The sequence below is a fragment of the Delftia sp. UME58 genome, assembly GCF_014170385.1.
GTDB classification, from domain to species: domain Bacteria; phylum Pseudomonadota; class Gammaproteobacteria; order Burkholderiales; family Burkholderiaceae_C; genus Comamonas; species Comamonas acidovorans.
Map to the genome: position 1 here is coordinate 1 of NZ_LZZV01000098.1, position 20,546 is coordinate 20,546.

Genomic DNA, 20,546 nt, shown 5'->3' on the forward strand with positions numbered 1-20,546 from the left:
GGGCTGGGGGGTGGCGGGCAGGGCGGTGAGTGCCAGGCCGCGCTCCAGCTTGAAGACGCTCACGGCCTGCTGCAGGCTATAGGCCTGCTCCTGCAGGGACTGTGCGGCGGCGGCGGCTTGCTCGACCAGGGCGGCGTTCTGCTGGGTGACCTGGTCCATCTGGGAGATGGCCTGGTTGATCTGCTCCAGGCCTGTCGTCTGCTCGACGCTGGCGGCCGTGATCTCTCCCATGATGTCGGTCACGTTGCGCACGCTGCTGACGATGTTCTGCATGGTCTGCCCGGCCTGCGCGACCAGGGCCGACCCGGTGCTGACCTTGCCGTTGGAGTCCTCGATCAGGAGCTTGATCTCCTTGGCTGCATCGGCGCAGCGCCGCGCCAGGGCGCGCACCTCGGCCGCCACCACGGCAAAGCCCCGGCCCTGCTCGCCCGCGCGTGCCGCCTCGACGGCAGCGTTGAGTGCGAGGATGTTGGTCTGGAAGGCGATGGCGTCGATCACGCCGATGATGTCGGCGATCTTGCGCGAGGAGGCATGGATGGCGTCCATGGTGTCCACCACCTGGGAGACCACCTCGCCGCCCTGCCGGGCGACGGCCGAGGCCGAGGCCGCCAGCTGGTTGGCCTGGCGCGCGTTGTCGGTGTTCTGACGCACCGTGACGGTGAGCTGCTCCATGGAGGCTGCGGTTTCTTCCAGCGAGCTGGCCTGCCGCTCGGTGCGTGCCGAAAGATCATTGTTGCCCGAGGCGATCTGGCTGGAGGCCGTGGCGATCGAGTCGGTGCCGTTGCGCACCTGCCGGACGATGTGGACGAGGCTCTGGTCCATGCGGTGCAGCGCGTGCAGCAGCTGGCCTGTTTCGTCGGTGGTGGTGGCCTGGATGCTGTGCGTCAGGTCGCCTTCGGCCACGGCCTGGGCCACGTCCAGGGCCTCGTTCAATGGCCGCGCCACGATGCGCGCCAGCGTGAGCGCCAGCGCCAGCCCCAGCAAAATGCTGGCTCCCAGCAGGCCGACCACCCAGCCGCGCGCGCTGCGGTAGAGGACATTGGCTTGGTCGTTGGCCTGCTGCCCGCCTTCGTGGTCGATCTGCACCATGCGGTCGATCTGGTCATACAGGCGTCGGCTCAGTTCCAGCGATTCGCCCTGGGACAGCACGAGGGCTTCGTCCTTGCGGCCGTTGCGCGCCAGGGCCATGACCAGGGCGTGCTCCTTGGCATACTCGGTGCGCAGCCGGCCCAGTTCGTCGTAGGTGGCCTTTTCCTGCTCGGTGCTGATAAAGCTGGCGTAGTTGTCGTAGTGGGCCTGGGTCTTCTTCCACAGCTCGCCCATGATCCTGTCGAAGGCACCGATGTCCTGGTCGCTGGTGGATATCAGGTACTGCAGCTCGTTGACGCGGTAGCGGGCCGTGGTGGCGCGGATGTCGAGCAACATGCGTGATGAAGGCATCCAGCGCGTGGCGATGTCGATGGACGCCTGGTTGATCCGGCTGAGCTGCAGCACGGCATAAAGGCCCACGAAGGTGGTCAATGCCAGGACGGCCACAAAGGCCAGCAGCAGCTTGGAGGAGATCTTGAGATTGCGAAAGGCTTGCATGGCGAAGTCCTGTAGGCATGTCCCTTGAACGGCAAGGGGAAAAAAGGCGTGCAGCAGGGCGCACCTTGCCTGCCGTGCAGGGCAAGGTGGAACGGGTATCAGCGAAAGAGAAAACGAGGGCTGCAGTGCCCGTTCAGGGAGGAAAGCAGCCCGAGGTCCGGCAGATGCGGCCCTTGACGCGAGGCCTCATGGCGCAGTCCCTGTCCGTGCGCCTGCGCTGCGGCGGGCGCTTCGCGGGCATGCCGCAGCAGCGGGGAAGATGCAGACGATTCCGAACAATCCGCCAGCACCGTCTGGCATGCGGACACCCGCTGCAGCCAGGCGTTCGGCGGCGGCTGCCGTGCGCTGCCGGCCGGCATTGCGGGTAGTTGTCCTAGGGACTTCGGACAGGGAAAAAGTGGCTATCTGCATCTGTGGTGGGAATTATTTCCGCACCGTCTGATGATGAGAATGCCTGCCATCTGATTTTCGATAGGACGTGTCCTAAAAGCCGTTTGCACGCCTGTGGCAAAGCCATCCGCGCCTGCGGGTGGCCGGTTTCAAGGCATCGGAAACTTCGGCGCATCAAGGCGCCCGGTGTCTGTCGCCAGTCGCCAGTCGCCAGTCGCCAGTCGCCAGTCGCCAGTCGCTCAGACCACGCCCTTGCCGCGCAGGGCCTGCAGCTGCTGCGCATCCAGGCCCAGGCGCTCGCGCAGCACCTCGTCCGTGTGCTGGCCCAGGGCGGGCGGCGCATGGCGCAGCGTGGTGGGCGTGTCCGACAGGCGCAGCGGGCTGGCCGTGGTCACCACGCGGTTGATGGTCTCGCCGGCAGGCGGCATGGCACCCGGGTAGCGCTCCTGCTCCACGCGCAGGCCGCGCGCGCGCACCTGCGCATCGTCGAATGCCTGGCCGATGTGGTTGATGGGTCCGCAGGGCACGGCCTTGTCCTCCAGCAGCGAGATCCATTCGGCCGTGGGCCGGCCGCGCGTGAGATCGGCCATCAGCGGGATCAGCGTGTCGCGGTGGATGACGCGGGCGGAATTGGTGGCAAAGCGCTCGTCGCGCGCCCAGTCCACGCCGGCCGCCCCGCAAAAGCGCGCGAACTGGCCGTCGTTGCCTATGGCCAGCAGCATGCGGCCGTCGGCCGTGGGGAAGTCCTGGTAGGGCACGACGCTGGGGTGGGTGTTGCCCTGGCGGCCCGGCACATGGCCGGTGTTCAGGAAGCCCGCGCCCTGGTTGGCCAGCACGGCCATGGCCACGTCCAGCAAGGCCATGTCGATGTGCTGGCCGCGCCCCGTGTGGTGGCGTGCCTCCACGGCGCCCAGGATGGCCGTGGTCGCATACATGCCGGTGAACAGGTCGATCACGGCCACGCCCACGCGCAGCGGGCCGCCGCCGGGCTCGCTGTCGGCGCGGCCCGTGATGCTCATGAGCCCGCTCATGGCCTGCACCAGCAGGTCGTAGCCGGCGCGCGGCGCATAGGGCCCGGTCTGGCCGAAGCCCGTGACCGAGCAGTAGATCAGGCGCGGGTTCAGGGCGCTCAGCGAGGCATAGTCCAGGCCGTAGCGCTTGAGGCCCCCGGTCTTGAAGTTCTCCACCACCACATCGCTTTGCATGGCCAGCTCGCGGATCAGCTGCTGGCCCTCGGCCGTGGCCATGTCCACGGTGACCGATCGCTTGTTGCGGTTGCAGGCCGCGAAGTACACGGCGTTGTCCGAGGGGTTGCCTGCCGCGTCGGGGAAGAAGGGCGGGCCCCAGTGGCGCGTGTCGTCGCCCTCGCCGGGCTTTTCGATCTTGATCACGTCGGCCCCCATGTCGGCCAGGTTCTGGGTGCACCAGGGGCCGGCCAGCACGCGCGAGAGGTCGAGCACGCGCAGATGGCCCAGCGCTCCTGCGGTCTGGTTGGCCGCGTTGTTGATGGGGCTGGGGGAGGGGGTTTCGGTGTGGTTCATGGGCTGAGGCGGCTATCCCGGGCAGATGGGCCCATGCTACGGCGCGCGGGCCTGCTGCGGCTTCGCATTTGTGAAAGCGCGCGTTCGCGCCCGGCCGGCACTGCGGTTTGTACTGACGCGTGCGGCTCAGTGCCGGGGCCTGCGGCTTTCTACAATGCCGGATGGCCATGCATTTCGATCTTGTGGATCTGCGCCTCATGGTGCACATCGCCGACGCCAACAGCATGACGCGTGGCGCGGAACTTTCCTTCATCTCCCTGCCGGCGGCCAGCACGCGCATCAAGAACCTGGAGGAGAGCATCGGTACCAAGCTGCTGTACCGCACCAGCCAGGGCGTGACGCTGACGCCGCCGGGCCAGGCCTTCGTCACCCATGCGCGCATGGTGCTGGGCCAGATCGAGCACCTGCGCGGCGACATGCAGGAGTACGTGCGCGGCATCAAGGGCCATGTGCGGGTGTTTGCCAATACCACCTCGCTGGGCGAGTTCCTGCCGCCCGTGCTGCGCCACTACCTGCGCCGCAATCCCGACGTGAACATCGACCTGCGCGAGCGCCTGTCGCACGACATCGTGCGTGCCGTGACCGAGGGGCAGACCGACATCGGCATCGTCGCCGGCCTGGTGCGCACCGAGAACCTGGAGACCCTGCCCTACCGCCGGGACCGTCTGGTGCTGGTCGTGCCGCGCGGCCATGCGCTCGATGGCGAGATGCAGATGGCCTTTGCCGACACGCTGGACCTGGACCATGTGGGCCTGCACGAATCCAGCGCCATCCACGCCTTCCTGCGCCAGGCCAGCGACCAGCTGCACCGGCCCATCAAGCAGCGCATCCAGGTGGGCAACTTCGAGACGGCCTGCCGCATGATCGAGTCCGGCGTGGGCGTGGGCGTGCTGCCCGAGTCGGCCGCCAGCCGCCATGCGCATTCCATGGACATCGCCATCGTGCCGCTGTCCGATGCCTGGTCGGTGCGCGAGATGCAGATCTGCGTGCGCAGCCTGGAGGCCCTGCCGTCCTTCGCCCAGGAGCTGGTGGAGCTGCTGGTGGCCGACGCGCAGGGCCGGCTCACGCTGGAGTAGCTTGGACTCAACTATTCAGTGCTTGCGCACGGCCTACGCAACTGGCGTGTTCCAAGCGCGAGACGCCGAGCAAGGGCCTACGCCGGCCGCGCCGCCCCGCAGCGAGGGCGTCGTCCTCCTCCCGCGAAGCGAGAGAGGGCGCCGTGCAACGGGGGGAAGCGGCGTAGCCGCCCAGGGGGTGTTCATACCGTCGGTGCCAGCCAGTACTTGAAGGTGCCGGTGGCCGTGGCCACCAGCTTTCCGTCTTCATCGAGCAACTGCGCCGCGCAGCTGCACAGGCTGCGGCTGGCGTGCACCACCCAGCCTTCGGCCAGCAGCGCGCCCTTGCCCGGGCGGTGGAAGCGGCTGCTCATCTCCACCGTCACGGCGGTCTGCGATGGCGCACCGGGCAGCTCGCCGGCGGCGCGCGACATCACGGAGTCCAGCAGCGTCATGAGCACGCCGCCGTGCGCGGCCGGCAACTGGTTGAGCAGTTCCTCGCGCATGTGGGGCAGGCGCACATGGACCTTGCCGGGCGGCGCGGGCACCTGCGAGGCGCCGATCAGCCGCATGAAGGCATTGCGGTCGGGGGCCGGTGCGCTCATGCGGCTCATGCGGCGCGCGCCTCGCGCACCATGTTGCGCGCGATGATGACCTGCTGGATCTGGGTCGTGCCTTCGTACAGGCGAAACAGCCGCACGTCGCGGTAGAAGCGCTCGATGCCGAACTCGGCCAGGTAGCCCGAGCCGCCCAGGATCTGCACGGCGCGGTCGGCCACACGGCCCACCATCTCGGTGGCGAACATCTTGCAGCACGAGGCCTCGGTGGAGACGTTGCGGCCTTCGTCGCGGCGGCGCGCGGCGTCGATCACCATGCACTCGGCCGCATACAGCTCGGCCTGGCTGTCGGCCAGCATGGCCTGCACCAGCTGGAACTCGCAGATGGGCTGGCCGAACTGCTTGCGCTCCAGCGCATAGTTCAGCGCGTCGCGCAGGATGCGCTGCGCCACGCCCACGCTCACGGCCGCGATGTGGATGCGGCCCTTGTCCAGCACCTTCATGGCAGTCTTGAAGCCCTGGCCTTCCTTCAGGCCGATCAGGTTGGCCGCCGGCACGCGCACGTTGTCGAAGAACACGTCGCAGGTGTGCGCGCCCTTTTGGCCCATCTTCACGTCGTTCTTGCCGAAGCTGATGCCCGGCGACTTCGCATCCACGATGAAGGCCGAGACGCCGCCCGCGCCCTTGTTGGCCGGGTCGGTGCGCGCCATCAGCGTGAACATGCCCGCATGCGGCGCATTGGTGATGAAGCGCTTGTTGCCGTTGACCACGTAGTGGTCCCCGTCCCCGTCGCTCTGGCGCGTGGCCGTGGTGCGCAGCGAGGCCGCGTCCGAGCCCGCCTCGGGCTCGGTCAGCGCGAACGAGGCCATGATCTCGCCCGTGGCCAGCTTGGGCAGCCAGGCGGCCTGCTGTTCGGGCGTGCCGTCGATGAGGATGCCCTGCGAGCCTATGCCCACGGTCGTGCCGATCACCGAGCGGAAGGCCGGCGCGGTCTGGCACAGCTCGAAGAGCACGCGCACCTCTTCCTCCATGGTCAGTTCCAGCCCGCCGAACTGCTCGGGGATGGTCATGCCGAACAGGCCCAGGTCGCGCATCTCCTGCACGATGGACTCGGGAATCTCGTCGGTCTCGGCCACTTCGTTCTCGGCGGGCACCAGGCGCTCGCGCACAAAGCGGCGCACGCTGTCCAGCAGGGCTTCGAGGGTTTCTTGGTCGCGGATCATTGCGGTGTTCTTTCTTCTCTCTACGGAATCAAAGCGCCTCGGCCGTACCCAGCACAGCCGTGGACTGGCTGGACAGGGTGCCGCCATTGCCATGGACCACGGCCGTGCGGTGGCGGCCCAGCTGGCGCTGGCCGGCCTCGCCGCGCAGCTGGCGCACGGCCTCGATCAGCGCAAAGATGCCGTACATGCCCGGGTGCACGCAGGACAGGCCGCCGCCGTTGGTGTTCACGGCCAGCCGCCCGCCGGGCGCGATACCGCCCTTGGACACGAAGGCGCCGCCCTCGCCCTTGGCGCAAAAGCCCAGGTCCTCCAGGAACAGCAGGGTGTTGATGGTGAAGGCGTCGTAGAGCTGGGCCATGTCCATGTCGGCCGCGGTGAGCCCCGCCATGGCAAAGGCCTGGGCGCCCGACTGCGCGGCGGCCGTGGTGGTGAGGTCGGGCATGCAGGAGATCTGGCGGTTCCAGATCGCCGTGGCATTGCCCAGCACGTAGACGGGGGGGCGCGGCAGGTCGCGGGCGCGCTCGCCGCGCACCAGCACCAGGGCGCCCGCGCCATCGGTGACCAGACAGCAGTCGCGCACGCTCAAGGGGCTGGCGATGGGGCGGGCCGAGAGCACGTCCTCGATGGTCAGCGGGTCGCGCATGAAGGCTTCGGGATTGAGCTGGGCCCAGGCACGCGCGGCCACGGCCACCTCGGCCAGTTGCTCGCGCGTGGTGCCGAACTCGTGCATGTGGCGCGCGGCCGCCAGCGCATAGGCGGTCACGGGCAGCACGGGCTCATAGGGGAACTCGTAGGGCTGCGGGTCCAGGAATCGCCGCGCCGCCTGGCCTTCCTTGCGGCCGAAGGTGGCCGAGCGCTGGGCGCTGCCGTAGCACACCAGCACGGCCTTGCACTGGCCGGCCTCCAGCGCGCGGATGGCGGGCAGCAGGTGGGCGATGAAGCTGCTGCCGCCGATCATCGTGCCGTCCACATAGGTGGGGTTGATGCCCAGGTGCTCGATCACGGGCATGGTCCACATGCTGGCGTTGACGCTGCAGGTGGCCAGGCCGTCGATGTCCTGCATGGTCAGGCCCGCATCGGCCACGGCCGCATGGGCGGCGCGCACCAGCAGGGTCATGTCGTCCATGCCGGGCGCCTCGCCGCAGCCATAGGTGGCGGCGCCGGCAATGGCCACGCGCCCGCGCAGCGGGCGGTTCACGGCGGCGGCGTCCAGGGTGGATTGGGGGATGCGGGTACTCATGCTGCACCTCCCTGCGATCCCTGTGCCGCCTGTCCAAGCGCGGGCTGGAACAGCACCAGGCCGCGTCCGTCCTTGCTCGCCACATGGGCGCTCACGCGCTGGCCTATGCGCACGTCGGCCGGCGCAATGCCTTCGACGCGGCCCATCATGCGCACGCCTTCGTCCAGGTCGATCAGGGCCACGTTGTAGTCGCCACCGGCATCGCTCTTGCGCGCGACGGTGCTGGTGGAGTAGACCGTGCCCTGGCCGCTGGCGCGTACCCAGCGCAGCGGGCTGGCGCCGCAGTGCGGGCACAGCTCGCGCGGGGTGAAGACATGGCGCGTGCATTGCGGGCACTGCTGCAGGCAGAAGCGGCCGGCATCGAGTTCGGCCTGGTAGTGGGTCTGTGCGCTCAGGTGCATGGGCGGTGTTTCCGTTCTCGGTGTTCTTGGCGCTGCGCCCGGCATGCGGCGCAGCGGCTGTCCGCCAGCATGCCCGCATCGCGGGGCCGCTTCAATTCGCCAATCTGGAAGGGTGGCTTCACCAGCGCCGGCGTCCGGCTGTCAACCCAGGGTTGCTGCCTAGGCGGGCCGGCGGGCGCGGCTGCTATGGTGTTTATGCATTCCCGGCCTTTTCTTCATACCCGCCCTGCGCCGCCTGCCGGCGCACCGAGGGCGCGCCGCTGCGTTGGCACGGCGCGGCGCCACAGCAAGGCCGGCGATGGCGTGCCGCAACCCGGCCCGTTCTCCGCTGTCGATCCCCACCCACCCAGGAGGTTTTTGCACATGACGGATACGCTGATCAAGGTGGACCTGAACCGCCCGCCCACCGACAACGAAAAGGTCCACAACCGCTGGCACCCGGACATTCCCATGGCCTGCTGGGTCCAGCCCGGCGACGACTTCATCCTGGAGACCTACGACTGGACCGGCGGCTTCATCAAGAACGACGACAGCGCCGACGACGTGCGCGACATCGACCTGACCACGGTGCACTACCTGTCCGGCCCCGTGGGCGTGAAGGGCGCCCAGCCCGGCGACCTGCTGGTGGTGGACCTGCTGGACATCGGCGCCAAGCCCGACAGCCTCTGGGGCTTCAACGGCTTTTTCTCCAAAAACAATGGCGGCGGCTTCCTGACCGACCATTTCCCCTCGGCCCAGAAATCGATCTGGGACTTCAAGGGCATGTTCACCAGCTCGCGCCACATACCAGGCGTGAACTTTCCCGGCCTCATCCACCCCGGCCTCATCGGCTGCCTGCCCGACCGGCCCATGCTGGAGATGTGGAACGAGCGCGAGCGCGCCCTGATCGCCACCGACCCCGAACGCGTCCCCGGCCTGGCCAACCCGCCCTCGGCCGGCACGGCCCACATGGGCCAGATGCGCGGCGAGGCCCGCGACAAGGCCGCTGCAGAAGGCGCGCGCACCGTGCCGCCGCGCGAGCACGGCGGCAACTGCGACATCAAGGATCTGTCGCGCGGCGCCAAGGTGTTCTTCCCCGTCTATGTGGACGGCGCGGGCCTGAGCGTGGGCGACCTGCACTTCAGCCAGGGCGATGGCGAGATCACCTTCTGCGGCGCCATCGAGATGGCCGGCTGGGTGCACATGAAGGTCAGCCTCATCAAGGGCGGCATGGCCAAGTACGGCATCAAGAACCCCATCTTCAAGCCCAGCCCCATCACGCCGCGCTATGACGACTACCTGATCTTCGAGGGCATCTCGGTGGACGAGAGCGGCAGGCAGCACTACCTGGATGTCAACGTGGCCTACCGCCAGGCCTGCCTGAACGCCATCGAGTACCTGAAGAAATTCGGCTACAGCGGCGCCCAGGCGTATTCCATCCTGGGCACGGCGCCCGTGCAGGGCCATATCAGCGGCGTGGTGGACGTGCCCAACTCCTGCGCCACGCTGTGGCTGCCCACGGGCATCTTCGACTTCGACATCAACCCCAACGCGGCGGGGCCGGTCGTCCAGTTCGACGGCAGCGTGGACATGCCCCTGTCCCCCGACCTGCGCTGACGCCAAGGAGCCCGCCCATGCCCACCTACGACTATGACTGCGTGCAATGCGGCGGCTTCGAGGCCCTGCGGCCGCTGCGCCTGCGCGACGAGCCAGCGGCCTGCCCGGGCTGCGGCACGGCGTCCGCGCGCGTGCTGGCCGCAGCGCCCCGGCTGGCGCTGATGGCCGACGGCACGCGCCGCGCCATGGACACCAACGAGCGAGCGCGCCACGAGCCCGCCAGCTCGCGCGACTATGCGCGCTTCAAGCACCCGGCAGGCTGCGGCTGCTGCGGGTCGGGGCGGCGCAGCGCCACGGTGACGGCACCCAGCGGCGCAAAGTCCGCGCCCTCGCGGCGGCCCTGGATGATCAGCCACTAGAGGCGTGGGGCGTGGGGCGCCTGGCCTGGCGCGCTCCCAGGGTTTTCCCCGCTTGGGAGCGCTGGAAGCGCGCCTTCCATATTGGCGAAACACGGCGCAGGTCGGCTTGCCCAGAATGGGCCGCGCGGCAAGCCGCCGCCCGTTGCCCGGAGTTTCGCCATGCCCCCGTCTTCCTTCCCATCCTCTTCCCCGTCTTCCTTTTCGTCGCGCCGCCGCCTGCTGTCCGCCGGTGGCGCGCTGGCTGCCGGCAGCCTCTTGCCCGCATTCCGGCCGGCGTTTGCGGCCGATGCCTGGCCCACGCGGCCCGTGCGCTTCATCGTGCCCTTCCCGCCCGGCGGCCCCGTGGACACCACGGCGCGCGCCTTCACCCAGAAGCTGGGCGAGATCTGGCAGCAGCCCAACCTGGTGGACAACCGCGCGGGCGCCGGCGGCATGGTGGGTGCGGCCCTTGCGGCCAAGGAGCCGGCCGACGGCTACACGCTGTTCGTGGGCTCCATCCACCATGCGGTGAACCCGGCGCTGCAGCCGAAGATGACCTACGACATAGAGCGCGACTTCGCGCCCGTGAGCTTTGCCGCCATGTTCCCGGTCTTCCTGGTGGCCCATCCCTCGGTGCCCGCCAGCAATGTGCGCGAGCTGATCGCGCTGGCCAAGTCCGGCAACGGCCTGAGCTTCGGCTCCTCGGGCAATGGCGGCGGCACGCACCTGGCGGGCGAGCTGTTCAACATGCATGCGGGCATCAAGCTGCAGCACATTCCCTACAAGGGCAGCGCGCCGGCCATGAACGACCTGCTGGGCGGCCAGGTGCAGCTGATGTTTGCCGATGCGCCCAGCGCGCTGCAGCACATCAAGTCCGGCCGCATCAAGGTGCTGGGCGTGGCCAGCCGCCAGCGCTCGGCCATGCTGCCCGAGGTGCCCACCATTGCCGAGTCGGGCCTGCCCGAGTACGAGGCCTATTCCTGGGCCGCGCTGTTTGCGCCGGCCCGCACGCCGCCCGCCGTGCTGGCGCGCATCAACGCCGACTTCAACACCGCGCTGCGCGATGCCGCCGTGCGCCAGCGCCTGCTGACGGCGGGCGCCGAGGCCGACCCCGGCACCCAGCAGCAGATGCGCGAGCGCCTGGGCAGCGAGCTGCGCAAATGGGCCCAGGTGGTCAAGGTGGCCGGCATCCAGGCGGACTGAGCGCGGCGGCGGGCCGGAGTCGGGAAAAACCCGGCTTCGCAGCGCTGCAACCCCGCCTTTCGCAATCGCGCATAGGCGGGCCGCTATGGCCTGCTTAGGCTTGCCTTCGGTATCCAGAAAAACAACCCCGAGACAAGGAGACGGATATGTGGAAAGGCTTGATGCGAGGCGGCTTGGACAAGGCGCGCGCTGCCGGCTGCGCACTGGGCGCCGGCCTGCTGTGGACGGCGGCGGCGCAGGCGCAGCAGATATCGGACGATGTAGTGCGCATCGGCGTGCTCAGCGACATGTCGGGCCTGTATGCGGACACGGCGGGGCGCGGCTCCGTCGAAGCCGCGAAGATGGCCGTGGCCGACTTCGGCGGCCAGGTGCTGGGCAGGAAGATCGAGGTGGTCTGGGCCGACCACCAGAACAAGGCCGACGTGGGCGCCACCCATGCGCGCACCTGGTTCGACCGCGACGGCGTGGACCTGATCGTGGACATCAACAACACGGCCGTCGCCATCGCCGTCAACAACCTGGCGCGCGAGCGCGGCAAGATGGTGATCAACACCGGCGGCGCCTCGGACATCCTCACCAACGAGCACTGCGCGCCCACGGCCATCCACTACACCTACGACAGCTATGCGCTGGCCAATGGCGCCGTGCGCGGCATCCTGGCCCAGGGCAAGAAGGACTGGTTCATCCTGGGCGTGGACTATGCCTTCGGCAAGGCCATGACGGCCAACGTGACCGACTTTCTCAAGGACGGCGGCGGCAAGCTGGTGGGCACCACCTTCCATCCGCTCAATGCCAGCGATTTCTCGTCCTTCCTGCTGCAGGCCCAGGCCTCCAAGGCCTCGGTGATCAACTTGGCCAATGCCACCAGCGACACGGTCAACGCCATCAAGGCCGCGCACGAGTTCGGCATCGCGCCCAGGCAGACCCTGGTGCCCAACCTGCTGTTCATCAACGACGTGCATGCGCTGGGCCTGCGCTACGGCCAGGGCATGGTGCTGACCACGGGCTTCTACTGGGACCGCACCGAGGCCACGCGCGCCTGGTCGCGGCGCTTCTTCGAGAAGATGAAGAAGATGCCCTCGATGATCCATGCGGGCGCCTACTCGGCCGTCACCCACTACCTCAAGGCCGTGCAGGCCACCAGGGGCGACGACGGCAACGCGGTGGCGCGCCAGCTCAAGCAGATGCCCATCGAGGACTTCTTCGCCCAGAACGGCAAGGTGCGCGAGGACGGCCGCATGGTGCACGACATGTACCTGGTGCAGATCAAGAAGCCCGAGGAATCCAGATACCCCTGGGACTACTACAAGGTGCTCTCCGCCATCCCCGGTGACGAGGCCTTCCGCCCGCTGTCCAAGAGCAGCTGCAAGCTGGTGAGAACATCATGAAGACACGCGCCGCCGTACTCACGAGAACGGGCGCAGCCGCGCCCTATGCCGACAGCCGCCCGCTGGAGATCTGGGAGGTGGACCTGGCGCCGCCCGGCCCCGGCGAGGTGCTGGTCAAGGTGGCCGCCGCAGGCGTGTGCCACTCCGACCTGTCCATCATCAACGGCGACCGTCCGCGTGACACGCCCATCGTGCTCGGCCATGAGGCCGCAGGCGTGATCCAGGCCCTCGGCGAGGGCGTGACCGACCTGGCGGTGGGCGACCACGTGGTCATGCTCTTCGTGCCCGGCTGCGGCAACTGCCAGCCCTGCGCCGAGGGCCGGCCCGTGCTGTGCGAGCCCGCAGGCCAGGCCGGCGTGGCGGGCACCCTGCTGTCGGGCGCCAGGCGCCTGTCGCGCAACGGTCAGCCCATCTCGCACTTCGTCGGCGTCTCGGCCTTTGCCGAGCATGCCGTGCTCTCGCGCCGCGGCGTGCACCGCATCGACAAGTCGGTGCCGCTGGAGCTGGCCGCGCTGTTCGGCTGCGCCGTGATGACCGGCGTGGGCGCCGTGGCCAATACCGCCAGGGTGAGCCCCGGCCAGAGCGTGGCCGTGGTGGGGCTGGGCGGCGTGGGCCTGTCCTCGGTGATGGGCGCGGCGGCGGCGGGCGCGGCCCGCGTGGTGGCCGTGGATCTCAATGCGGACAAGCTGGCCATGGCGCGCGATTTCGGCGCCACCGACACCGTCAATGCCGGCGATGAGGATGCCGTCAAGCAGGTGCGCGAGCTGACGGGCGGCGGCGTGGACCATGCCTTCGAGATGGTGGGATCGGCCAAGGCACTGGAGATGGCCTACCGCATCACGCGGCGCGGCGGCCAGACCGTGACGGCGGGCCTGCCGTCCAGCGCCCAGGCCATCAGCCTGCCGGTCTGGCACCTGGTGGCAGAGGAGCGCACGCTCAAGGGCTGCTACATGGGCAGCTGCGTTCCGCGCCGCGACATCGACCGCTACCTGGCCCTGCATGCGGCCGGCAGGTTGCCGGTGGACCGGCTGGTGACCGGCCACCTGACGCTGGACCAGATCAATGAGGGCTTCGACCGCCTGGCGCGTGGCGAGGCCATACGCCAGATCATCCGCATGGAGGCCTGATGCCGCACTCATCCATCGAATCCACCGACGCGCCGGCCTACGCCCGGCCCCAGCTCTACATCGCCGGCGAATGGCTGGCGGCAGGCGAGCGCCACACCGAAGAGGTTCTGAATCCCGCCACCGGCCTGCCCCTGGCGCGCCTGCCCCACGCCACGCGCGCCGACCTGGATGCCGCGCTGGCGGCTGCGCAGCAGGCCTTTGCGGGCTGGCGTGCCACGGCGCCGCTGGAGCGATCGCGCCTGCTGCGCGCAGCCGCCGCACTGGTGCGCGAACGGGCCGACCCAATAGCCCGCACCATGACGCTGGAGCAGGGCAAGCCGCTGCGCGAGGCGCGGCTGGAAGTGCTGGCCAGCGCCGACACCTTCGACTGGTATGCGGAAGAGGGCCGGCGCAACTATGGCCGCGTGGTGCCCGGGCGCACGCTCACCCAGCGCATCACCGTGCTGCATGAGCCCGTGGGCGTGTGCGCGGCCTTCACGCCCTGGAACTTCCCGGCCATCACGCCTGCGCGCAAGATCGCCGGGGCACTGGCGGCGGGCTGCACGCTGATCCTCAAGCTGGCCGAAGAGACACCGGCCACGGGCCTGGCCCTGGTGCGTGCCCTGCATGATGCGGGCCTGCCGCCCGGCGTGCTCAATGCCGTGTTCGGCGTGCCCGGCGAAGTCTCTTCCTACCTGCTGGACAGCCCCGTGGTGGCCAAGTTCTCGTTCACGGGCTCCACGGCCGTGGGCAAGCTGCTGGCTCAGCAGGCGGCCAAGGGACTCAAGCGTGCCACCATGGAGCTGGGCGGCCATGCGCCGGCCATCGTCTGCGCAGACGCCGATGTGCAGCAGGCCGCCGAGATGCTGGTGGCCGGCAAGTTCCGCAACGCGGGCCAGGTGTGCATTGCGCCCACGCGCTTTTACGTGCACACCGATGTCTACGAGGCCTTTGTCCAGGCCTTCGTGGAGCGCACCCGGCGCCTGGTGCCCGGCAACGGCCTGGACGAGGCCAGCAACCTGGGCCCGCTGGCCAACCCGCGCCGCCAGCAGGCCATGCACGGCCTGATCACCGACGCGGTGCAGCGCGGCGCGCGCCTGGAATGCGGGGGCCGGCCCATGGATGGGCCGGGCTTCTTCTGGCAGCCCACGGTGCTGACCGGCGTGCCCGAGACGGCGCGCGCCATGAACGAGGAGCCCTTCGGCCCGCTGGCCCTGATCAACCGGGTGGACAGCGTGCAGGAGGCCATCGACCGTGCCAACCGTCTTCCCTATGGCCTGGCCAGCTATGCCTTCACCCAGCACAGCGCCACGCGTGCGCAGCTGGCGCGCGGACTGCAGACCGGCATGCTGGGCATCAACAGCCTGTCCGTGTCCATGGCCGAGGCGCCCTTCGGCGGTGTCAAGGAAAGCGGCTGGGGGTCGGAGTGCGGCAGCGAGGGCTTGCTGGCCTATTGCGACGTCAAGCTGATCAGCGAAGACTGAGCCCGCGCCATGCCCCTGCCGGCACCGGCCCGGAGGCGCCCGGCATGCGGCCATGCCATGCGGCGCTCCACCATAATGCTTCATGGATTTCAGACAACTTCGGCAATTCCTCGTTCTCAGCGAAACCCGAAGCTTCAGCGTGGCGGCGCAAAAGCTGCACCTGGGTCAGCCTGCGCTGTCCACGTCCATCCGCAAGCTGGAGGAAGAGTTCGGCTGCCAGCTGTTCCTGCGCACCAGCCGGGGTGTCGATCTGACCATGGCCGGCCAGGCGGCAATGGCCGACCTGCGCAAGGCCCTGCTCCATGTCCAGCAGGCCCGGGACAACGCCAGGCTGGCCGCGGCGGGCAAGAGCGGAACACTGAAGATCGGCTTCGTGGGCTCGGTGGTCAGCACCTTGATGCCCAAGCTGCTGGCCGGCTTCTGCGCCCAGCATCCCCAGGTCCGGCTGGAGCTGGAGGAGGCCACCACCTCCTTGCTGATCGAGCGCGTCAGACGCGGGGATGTCGATGTGGGCCTGGTTCGCTTTCCCATAGACAACGATCCCGACCTGGTGGTCTCCCACATCCAGGACGACCATCTGCTGGTCGCCCTGCCGCGCCACCATGTGCTGGCCGCACTGGACGAAATTCCCCTGGTGGAGATGACCTACTACCCCTTCATCCACTACACGGGCGAGGTCCAGGGCGCCCTGGCGCCCGTCATCGACGCCCTGTTCCAGGAGGAGGGGCTGGCGCCCAACACCACGCACCGGGCCGCGCAGGTGCAGACGGTGCTGGGGCTGGTGGAGGAGGGCATAGGCCTGGCGATGGTGCCTTCCAACATGTCGGCCATCTCCATGCGGCTGTCGCCCCACGTGGTGCTGCGCCCCATAGCCGGTGGGAAGTCGGCTCGCATCAGCCTGGGGCTCATCCATCTGGCACAGCCCGGAACGCCCGCGCGCATCCATTTCTGCGAGGCCGTGATGGCCTTCAGGCAGGGAGGACTCATGCACCTGCCGGACCAGATCGGCCTGGGTATCTAGGCCCTGCACCTTGTCCCATGCGGTGCGGGGCGCCGGTGCATTGCATGGCGGCGATCAGTCCGGCAGCAACTGGTTTTCCCAGCCGCTCAACCGCTCGATGGCACGAGCCACCTGCAGGATGCGCGCCTCGTCGAAGTAGCGGCCCACCACCTGCACGGCCAGGGGCAGGCCCTGGGGCGAAAGGCCTGCCGGCACGCTGATCGCGGGATGGCCTGTCACGTTGAAGGCACAGGACTGGACCGGCAAGGAGTGGACGCGCGATGGCGATTCGAAACGCGGTGCCGTGTCCAGGGTCACGGGGGTGAGCAGCACATCGCAGCGCGAGAGCGCGGCATCGACGCGTGCCGCCAGCATGCGCCGCACGCGCAGGGCGTTCAGGTAGTCCTCCGAAGTCACCGTGGCGCCCAGCAGCAGGCGGGCGGCCGTCAGCGCGCTGAAGTCCAGCGGGCGCGAGCGCAGGTCTTGCGCGTGGATGGCAAAGCTCTCGGCGCTGAGGATGACGTGCCCGGTCGCCCGAAACTCCTCGCTGCCGGGCAGGCCCGGATGGACGATGCCTGCCCCTGCGTCGGCCAGCACCGCCGCGATGCGGTCGAAGGCAGCAAGAAAGGCGGGCGAGGCCTGCGGCGAGGACTGCAGGAAGTCCTGGGGGATGCCGATGGTCAGACCCGAGACGCCCTTGTCCAGATCGCGGACATAGTCGTCCACAGGTTCATCGGCGCTGGAGGGATCCAGAGGGTCGTATCCCGACAGCACCTGCAGCGCGATGGCCGCATCTTCCACGCTGCGGGTCAGCGGGCCGCAATGGTCCAGTGTCCAGGCCAGCGGGAACACACCGTGCTTGGACACACGGCCGTAGGTGGGCTTGAGCCCCACGGCGCCGCACCAGGCCGCCGGGATGCGGATGGACCCTCCCGTGCAGGTGCCCAGCGTCAGGCGCGTGAAGCCGGCCGCGATCGCGGCACCCGACCCTGACGAGGAGCCGCCGGGAATATGCGCCAGATTCCAGGGGTTGCGGGCCGGGGGAAAGGGCAGGTCGAAGTCGGGGCCGTCCAGGGCGAACTCGTGCGTTGCCAGCTTGCCCAGGATGACCGCGCCGGCCTGGCGCAGGCGCTGCACGGTGGTGGCGTCCTCCTCAGGCACATAGTCCAGGCTCAGCCAGGAGTGGCAGGTCGTGGGCAGGCCCGCGACATCGTAGACGTCCTTGATGGCGACCGGGATGCCATGCAGCAGCGGCAGGTCGGCGCACTCGGCGCGCGCCGCGTCGGCGACGCGTGCCGAGTCCATCGCGCCACTGGCATCGAGGTTGGTGAAGGCATGGATGTCTATGTCCATGGCGCGGATGCGTCCCAGGGCCGCACGGGTCAGTGTCTCCGATGTGGCCTTTCCTGCCCGCAGCATGCCGGCCATCTGCCGTATCGAGAGTTCAGGACTGGCGTTCATGTCGCGTGGGTCGGCCCATCATGGTCTGGATGTGCGAAGGCCCGTGCTGGTGGGCCACCTCGTTGACGAGGCTGCGGTGCTCCTTGAGCAATTGGTACTCCTGCAGGATCGGCTCCAGGCGCTCGAAGGGCACATGCAGGCCATGCCGGCCGAATGCGGACAGCAGCTCCTGCAGGTGCAGCAGGTCCGGGGAGGAAGCTTTCCTGGCGGCGGCACGCATGTCAGATCTTGTCGATGCCTGCGTCATGGACGATTTTTCTCCACTTGTTGACGTCATCGATCACGAAGGCCCTGGAGCCGGCCATGTCCTTCCAGAGGGGAAGGCTGCCGAGGTCCATGAATTTTTGCCGGACCTTGTCGTCCGACAGGATCTGTTTCATCTGCGCATTGAGCTTTTGCAGGATGGCGGTGGGCGTGCCCTTGGGAGCCATGAGCACGTTCCAGGCGGTTTCATTGAAGTCGCGCAGGCTCTCGGGACCTTGCTCGCTGAGGGTCTGCCAGTCGGGCACCAGGGGCGAGCGCTCGCGCGTGGTCACGCCGATGCGGTTGACCTTGCCTTCCTGCACATAGCTCCTGGCGGTGGTCAGCAGGTCGAAGGTGATGTCCACCTGGCCTCCCATCAGGTCGGTGAGCACCGGCGCAGCTCCCTGGTAGGGGACATGCAGCATCCTGATGCCGGTGGCCAGGCTCAGGACTTCGGCCGCCATGTGGGCCGAGGTGCCATAGCCCGGAGTGGCATAGGAGAGCTTGCCTGGGCTGCTCCGCGCCAGGTCGATCAGGTCCTTGACGGACGACACCTTCAGGCCGGGCCGGCTGATCAGGACCAGCGGGCCGTCGTTGATGGTGGAGATGGCCTCCAGGTCATTGACGAAGTCATACCTTGACCGCCGGTAGAGCGCCGCGGAAATGCTCTGGGCCGTGGTGCCGATCAGCAGCGTATAGCCATTGGGGCTGGATTTCGCGACATGGTTGCTGCCGATGTTGCCGGCCGCACCCGGCCGGTTTTCCACGACAACGCTCACGCCCAGGCGGCTGCCCAGTTCCTTGGCGAGGATGCGCCCCACCACGTCCGTGCCGCCGCCGGGAGGAAAGGGAACGACCAGGGTGATCGGCTTGTCGGGCCATGCAGCGTGGCTGATGCCCGCCGCACAGAGCAGCACACCGCTCCAGAGGAGCCGGACCAGTTTTTTCATGGGTGAAAGGGACGGTTGGTCGCTATGAACGAAAGCCTGTCCGTGGCATGCAAGTCTTGCCGTTTCGGCAATTGATGCTTGTCAAGACAGTGATATCGAACTGTAGCCAGCGGCGATTTGGGCGTCCAATTCAGAAATTTTATTCAGCTATTGATTGTTTCAATACGATAGTTTTGTATAAAAATTGACAATCCCGCCGGCCCGCCTGCGAGCCGCCCGAGGGCCGCGGGCGCGCATCAGAGATGCCGGGCCCGTTCCTGCAGCAGGCGCTTGAGGACCTTGCCGTTGGGGCTGGTGGGCAGCTCGGGCATGGCCACGATGTGGGCGGGCAGCTTGTAGGGTGCGAGCCGCTCGCGCAGGTGGCCGTGCGCTGCCTTGGCATCGAGCGCGGCGCCGGGGCTCAGCTCCACGAAGGCGATGACCTCCTCGTTGCCGTCGCGCTCGGCACGGCCGACCACGGCACTGCGCTGAATCCCGGGCAACTCGTTGAGGGCCCGCTCCACCTCGGCCGGATAGACGTTGAAGCCCGATCGGATGATCATCTCCTTGAGCCGCCCGACCACGAACAGCGCGCCATCGGCCTGGAACTCGCCGAGGTCGCCGCTGGCGTACCAGCCGCCTTCGCGCATCACGGCCGCCGTGGCCTCGGCGTCGCGGAAGTAGCCCTGCATCAGGCCGCGTCCACGTATCCACAGCTCCCCGCGCTGGCCGGTGGGCAGGGGCTGGCCCGTGGCCGCATCGACGGCCTGAACCTCGGCGCCTTCGACGACATAGCCGGCGCTGGTATCGGGGCGCTGCTCGCCCATGCGCGTCAGGTGTACCGAACCCGCGTACTCCGACAGGCCGTAGCCGTGGTGCAGGGCCTGGCCGAACACCTGTTCCACACGCTTCTTGAGCGTCAGGTCCAGCGGGCCCGCACCCGTGTAGACATAGCGCAGCGCGGGCGCCTCGGGGCGGGAAATGCCCTGTTCCTGCAGGTAGGCCAGCAGCCGTGCATAGAGAGCGGGCGGGCCCTGCAGCTGGGAGATGCCGTGGCGCGCCAACGCGTCCAGCAGGTCGGCAGGATCGAATTGCGGGCGCATCACCATCTGCGCGCCTGCATGCAGCGAAGCCAGCAGCACCGTGCCCAGGCCGAAGATGTGGGTCATGGGCACGAAGGCATAGCTGCGGTCCCCGGGCCCCAGGGCGCGCGATGCGGCCGAGACGCGCGCGAAATGCGCCAGCGCGTCATGCCCCACCATCACCCCCTTGGGCGTTCCCGTGGTGCCCGAGGTGAAGATCAGCGCCGCCACTTCGCCTTGCAGCACACCCGCCTCGGCCACGGCCTGCGCGCGCACGGGGCTGTGCTGCATGCCGGCCAGGGCCGAGTCGCGCGCGGCAAAACGCCGCGCATGGGCACCGGCGCTGTCCGAGGCCGCCGCGGTGAAGTAGACGATGCGTGCATCGGCCTTGTCCGCGAACGCATCGATCTCGCCAGGCGCCATGCGCGCATTCACGCCGCAGGACCAGGCTCCGACCCGGCTGCAGGCCAGGATCAGTGCCGCATGCTCGGGGCAGTTCTCGGCCACGACGAGCACGCGGTCGCCAGGCCGTACGTCGAGCGCGCGCAACTCGGCCTCGGCCGTGTCCGTCAGCACGCCGATGTCGGCGAAGCTCAGGCTGCCGCCATCCGGCAGATGGATGAAAGGCCGCTGCGGCGCCTCGGCCAGCCAGCGGTCCAGAAGATGGTGTATTCGTTGATTCATTTCGATGATCCATGGGGGCCTGCTTCGCCAAAGGCCCT

General features: G+C 68.6%; 18 protein-coding genes. 8 read left to right on the top strand and 10 right to left on the bottom strand.

The features are described 5' to 3' along the window. Both A9976_RS24525 and A9976_RS24530 read right to left on the bottom strand, forming a co-directional pair. Positions 1-1,587: methyl-accepting chemotaxis protein (locus tag A9976_RS24525; RefSeq protein WP_183021164.1), on the bottom strand; the 1,587-nt coding region annotated here is incomplete at its 3' end. A gap of 629 nt (positions 1,588-2,216) precedes the next feature. Then, positions 2,217-3,518, bottom strand: a complete 1,302-nt coding sequence (locus A9976_RS24530) for a CaiB/BaiF CoA-transferase family protein (protein WP_183021165.1) — start codon at positions 3,516-3,518, stop codon at positions 2,217-2,219. A gap of 161 nt (positions 3,519-3,679) precedes the next feature. Between A9976_RS24530 and A9976_RS24535 the strand changes: the two genes are divergently transcribed. Beyond that, positions 3,680-4,594 carry a LysR family transcriptional regulator gene (locus A9976_RS24535; RefSeq protein ID WP_012202113.1) on the top strand — a complete coding sequence of 305 codons (915 nt, stop codon included), beginning with the start codon at positions 3,680-3,682 and terminating at the stop codon, positions 4,592-4,594. 182 nt (positions 4,595-4,776) lie between these two features. Here the strand turns inward: A9976_RS24535 and A9976_RS24540 are convergent, their stop codons facing one another. Genes A9976_RS24540 through A9976_RS24555 form a run of 4 tightly spaced genes read right to left on the bottom strand, consistent with a single transcriptional unit; the run spans position 4,777 to position 7,994 of the window. Then, positions 4,777-5,178, bottom strand: a complete 402-nt coding sequence (locus A9976_RS24540; RefSeq protein WP_043795651.1) for a PaaI family thioesterase — start codon at positions 5,176-5,178, stop codon at positions 4,777-4,779. Positions 5,179-5,183: 5 nt separating this feature from the next. Next, a complete protein-coding gene (locus A9976_RS24545) occupies positions 5,184-6,353 on the bottom strand; it encodes an acyl-CoA dehydrogenase family protein (protein WP_183021166.1) in 1,170 nt (389 codons plus the stop codon). A 28-nt stretch (positions 6,354-6,381) separates the two neighbouring features. Then, positions 6,382-7,593, bottom strand: coding sequence for a thiolase (locus A9976_RS24550; protein WP_183021167.1), 1,212 nt, complete (start codon positions 7,591-7,593; stop codon positions 6,382-6,384). Continuing rightward, the gene (locus tag A9976_RS24555) at positions 7,590-7,994 is read right to left on the bottom strand and encodes a Zn-ribbon domain-containing OB-fold protein (RefSeq protein ID WP_183021168.1); all 405 of its coding nucleotides are present in this window, start codon (positions 7,992-7,994) and stop codon (positions 7,590-7,592) included. Before A9976_RS24555 ends, A9976_RS24550 begins: the two co-directional genes overlap by 4 nt. 363 nt (positions 7,995-8,357) lie before the next feature. Here A9976_RS24555 and fmdA point away from each other — a divergent pair, with 363 nt between their 5' ends. The 7 genes from fmdA to A9976_RS24590 all read left to right on the top strand — a co-directional run bounded on the left by fmdA (position 8,358) and on the right by A9976_RS24590 (position 16,130). Beyond that, entirely contained in the window at positions 8,358-9,590 is a 1,233-nt protein-coding gene (fmdA, locus tag A9976_RS24560) for a formamidase (RefSeq protein ID WP_183021169.1), read from the top strand. 17 nt (positions 9,591-9,607) lie between these two features. Continuing rightward, a complete protein-coding gene (locus A9976_RS24565; protein ID WP_183021170.1) occupies positions 9,608-9,949 on the top strand; it encodes a zinc ribbon domain-containing protein in 342 nt (113 codons plus the stop codon). Between the two features lie 159 nt (positions 9,950-10,108). Then, positions 10,109-11,131 (top strand): tripartite tricarboxylate transporter substrate binding protein, encoded by a 1,023-nt coding sequence (locus A9976_RS24570; RefSeq protein WP_183021171.1) that lies wholly within the window; start codon positions 10,109-10,111, stop codon positions 11,129-11,131. 146 nt (positions 11,132-11,277) lie between these two features. Next, positions 11,278-12,519, top strand: a complete 1,242-nt coding sequence (locus tag A9976_RS24575; protein WP_183021172.1) for an ABC transporter substrate-binding protein — start codon at positions 11,278-11,280, stop codon at positions 12,517-12,519. Then, the gene (locus A9976_RS24580) at positions 12,516-13,646 is read left to right on the top strand and encodes a zinc-dependent alcohol dehydrogenase family protein (protein ID WP_183021173.1); all 1,131 of its coding nucleotides are present in this window, start codon (positions 12,516-12,518) and stop codon (positions 13,644-13,646) included. The genes A9976_RS24575 and A9976_RS24580 overlap by 4 nt, the downstream gene beginning before the upstream one ends. Beyond that, entirely contained in the window at positions 13,646-15,109 is a 1,464-nt protein-coding gene (locus A9976_RS24585) for an NAD-dependent succinate-semialdehyde dehydrogenase (RefSeq protein ID WP_183021174.1), read from the top strand. The genes A9976_RS24580 and A9976_RS24585 overlap by 1 nt, the downstream gene beginning before the upstream one ends. 82 nt (positions 15,110-15,191) lie before the next feature. Next, entirely contained in the window at positions 15,192-16,130 is a 939-nt protein-coding gene (locus tag A9976_RS24590; protein WP_183021175.1) for a LysR family transcriptional regulator, read from the top strand. A 54-nt stretch (positions 16,131-16,184) separates the two neighbouring features. Here A9976_RS24590 and A9976_RS24595 read toward each other — a convergent pair whose 3' ends face one another. The 4 genes from A9976_RS24595 to A9976_RS24610 all read right to left on the bottom strand — a co-directional run bounded on the left by A9976_RS24595 (position 16,185) and on the right by A9976_RS24610 (position 20,508). Further along, a complete protein-coding gene (locus A9976_RS24595; protein ID WP_183021176.1) occupies positions 16,185-17,570 on the bottom strand; it encodes an amidase in 1,386 nt (461 codons plus the stop codon). Then, positions 17,554-17,790 (bottom strand): hypothetical protein, encoded by a 237-nt coding sequence (locus tag A9976_RS24600; RefSeq protein ID WP_232245689.1) that lies wholly within the window; start codon positions 17,788-17,790, stop codon positions 17,554-17,556. The genes A9976_RS24595 and A9976_RS24600 overlap by 17 nt, the downstream gene beginning before the upstream one ends. Before the next feature lies 1 nt (position 17,791). Then, the gene (locus tag A9976_RS24605) at positions 17,792-18,763 is read right to left on the bottom strand and encodes a tripartite tricarboxylate transporter substrate binding protein (protein WP_183021178.1); all 972 of its coding nucleotides are present in this window, start codon (positions 18,761-18,763) and stop codon (positions 17,792-17,794) included. A 236-nt stretch (positions 18,764-18,999) separates the two neighbouring features. Continuing rightward, positions 19,000-20,508, bottom strand: a complete 1,509-nt coding sequence (locus A9976_RS24610; protein WP_183021179.1) for a class I adenylate-forming enzyme family protein — start codon at positions 20,506-20,508, stop codon at positions 19,000-19,002. Between the last annotated feature and the right edge of the window lie 38 nt (positions 20,509-20,546).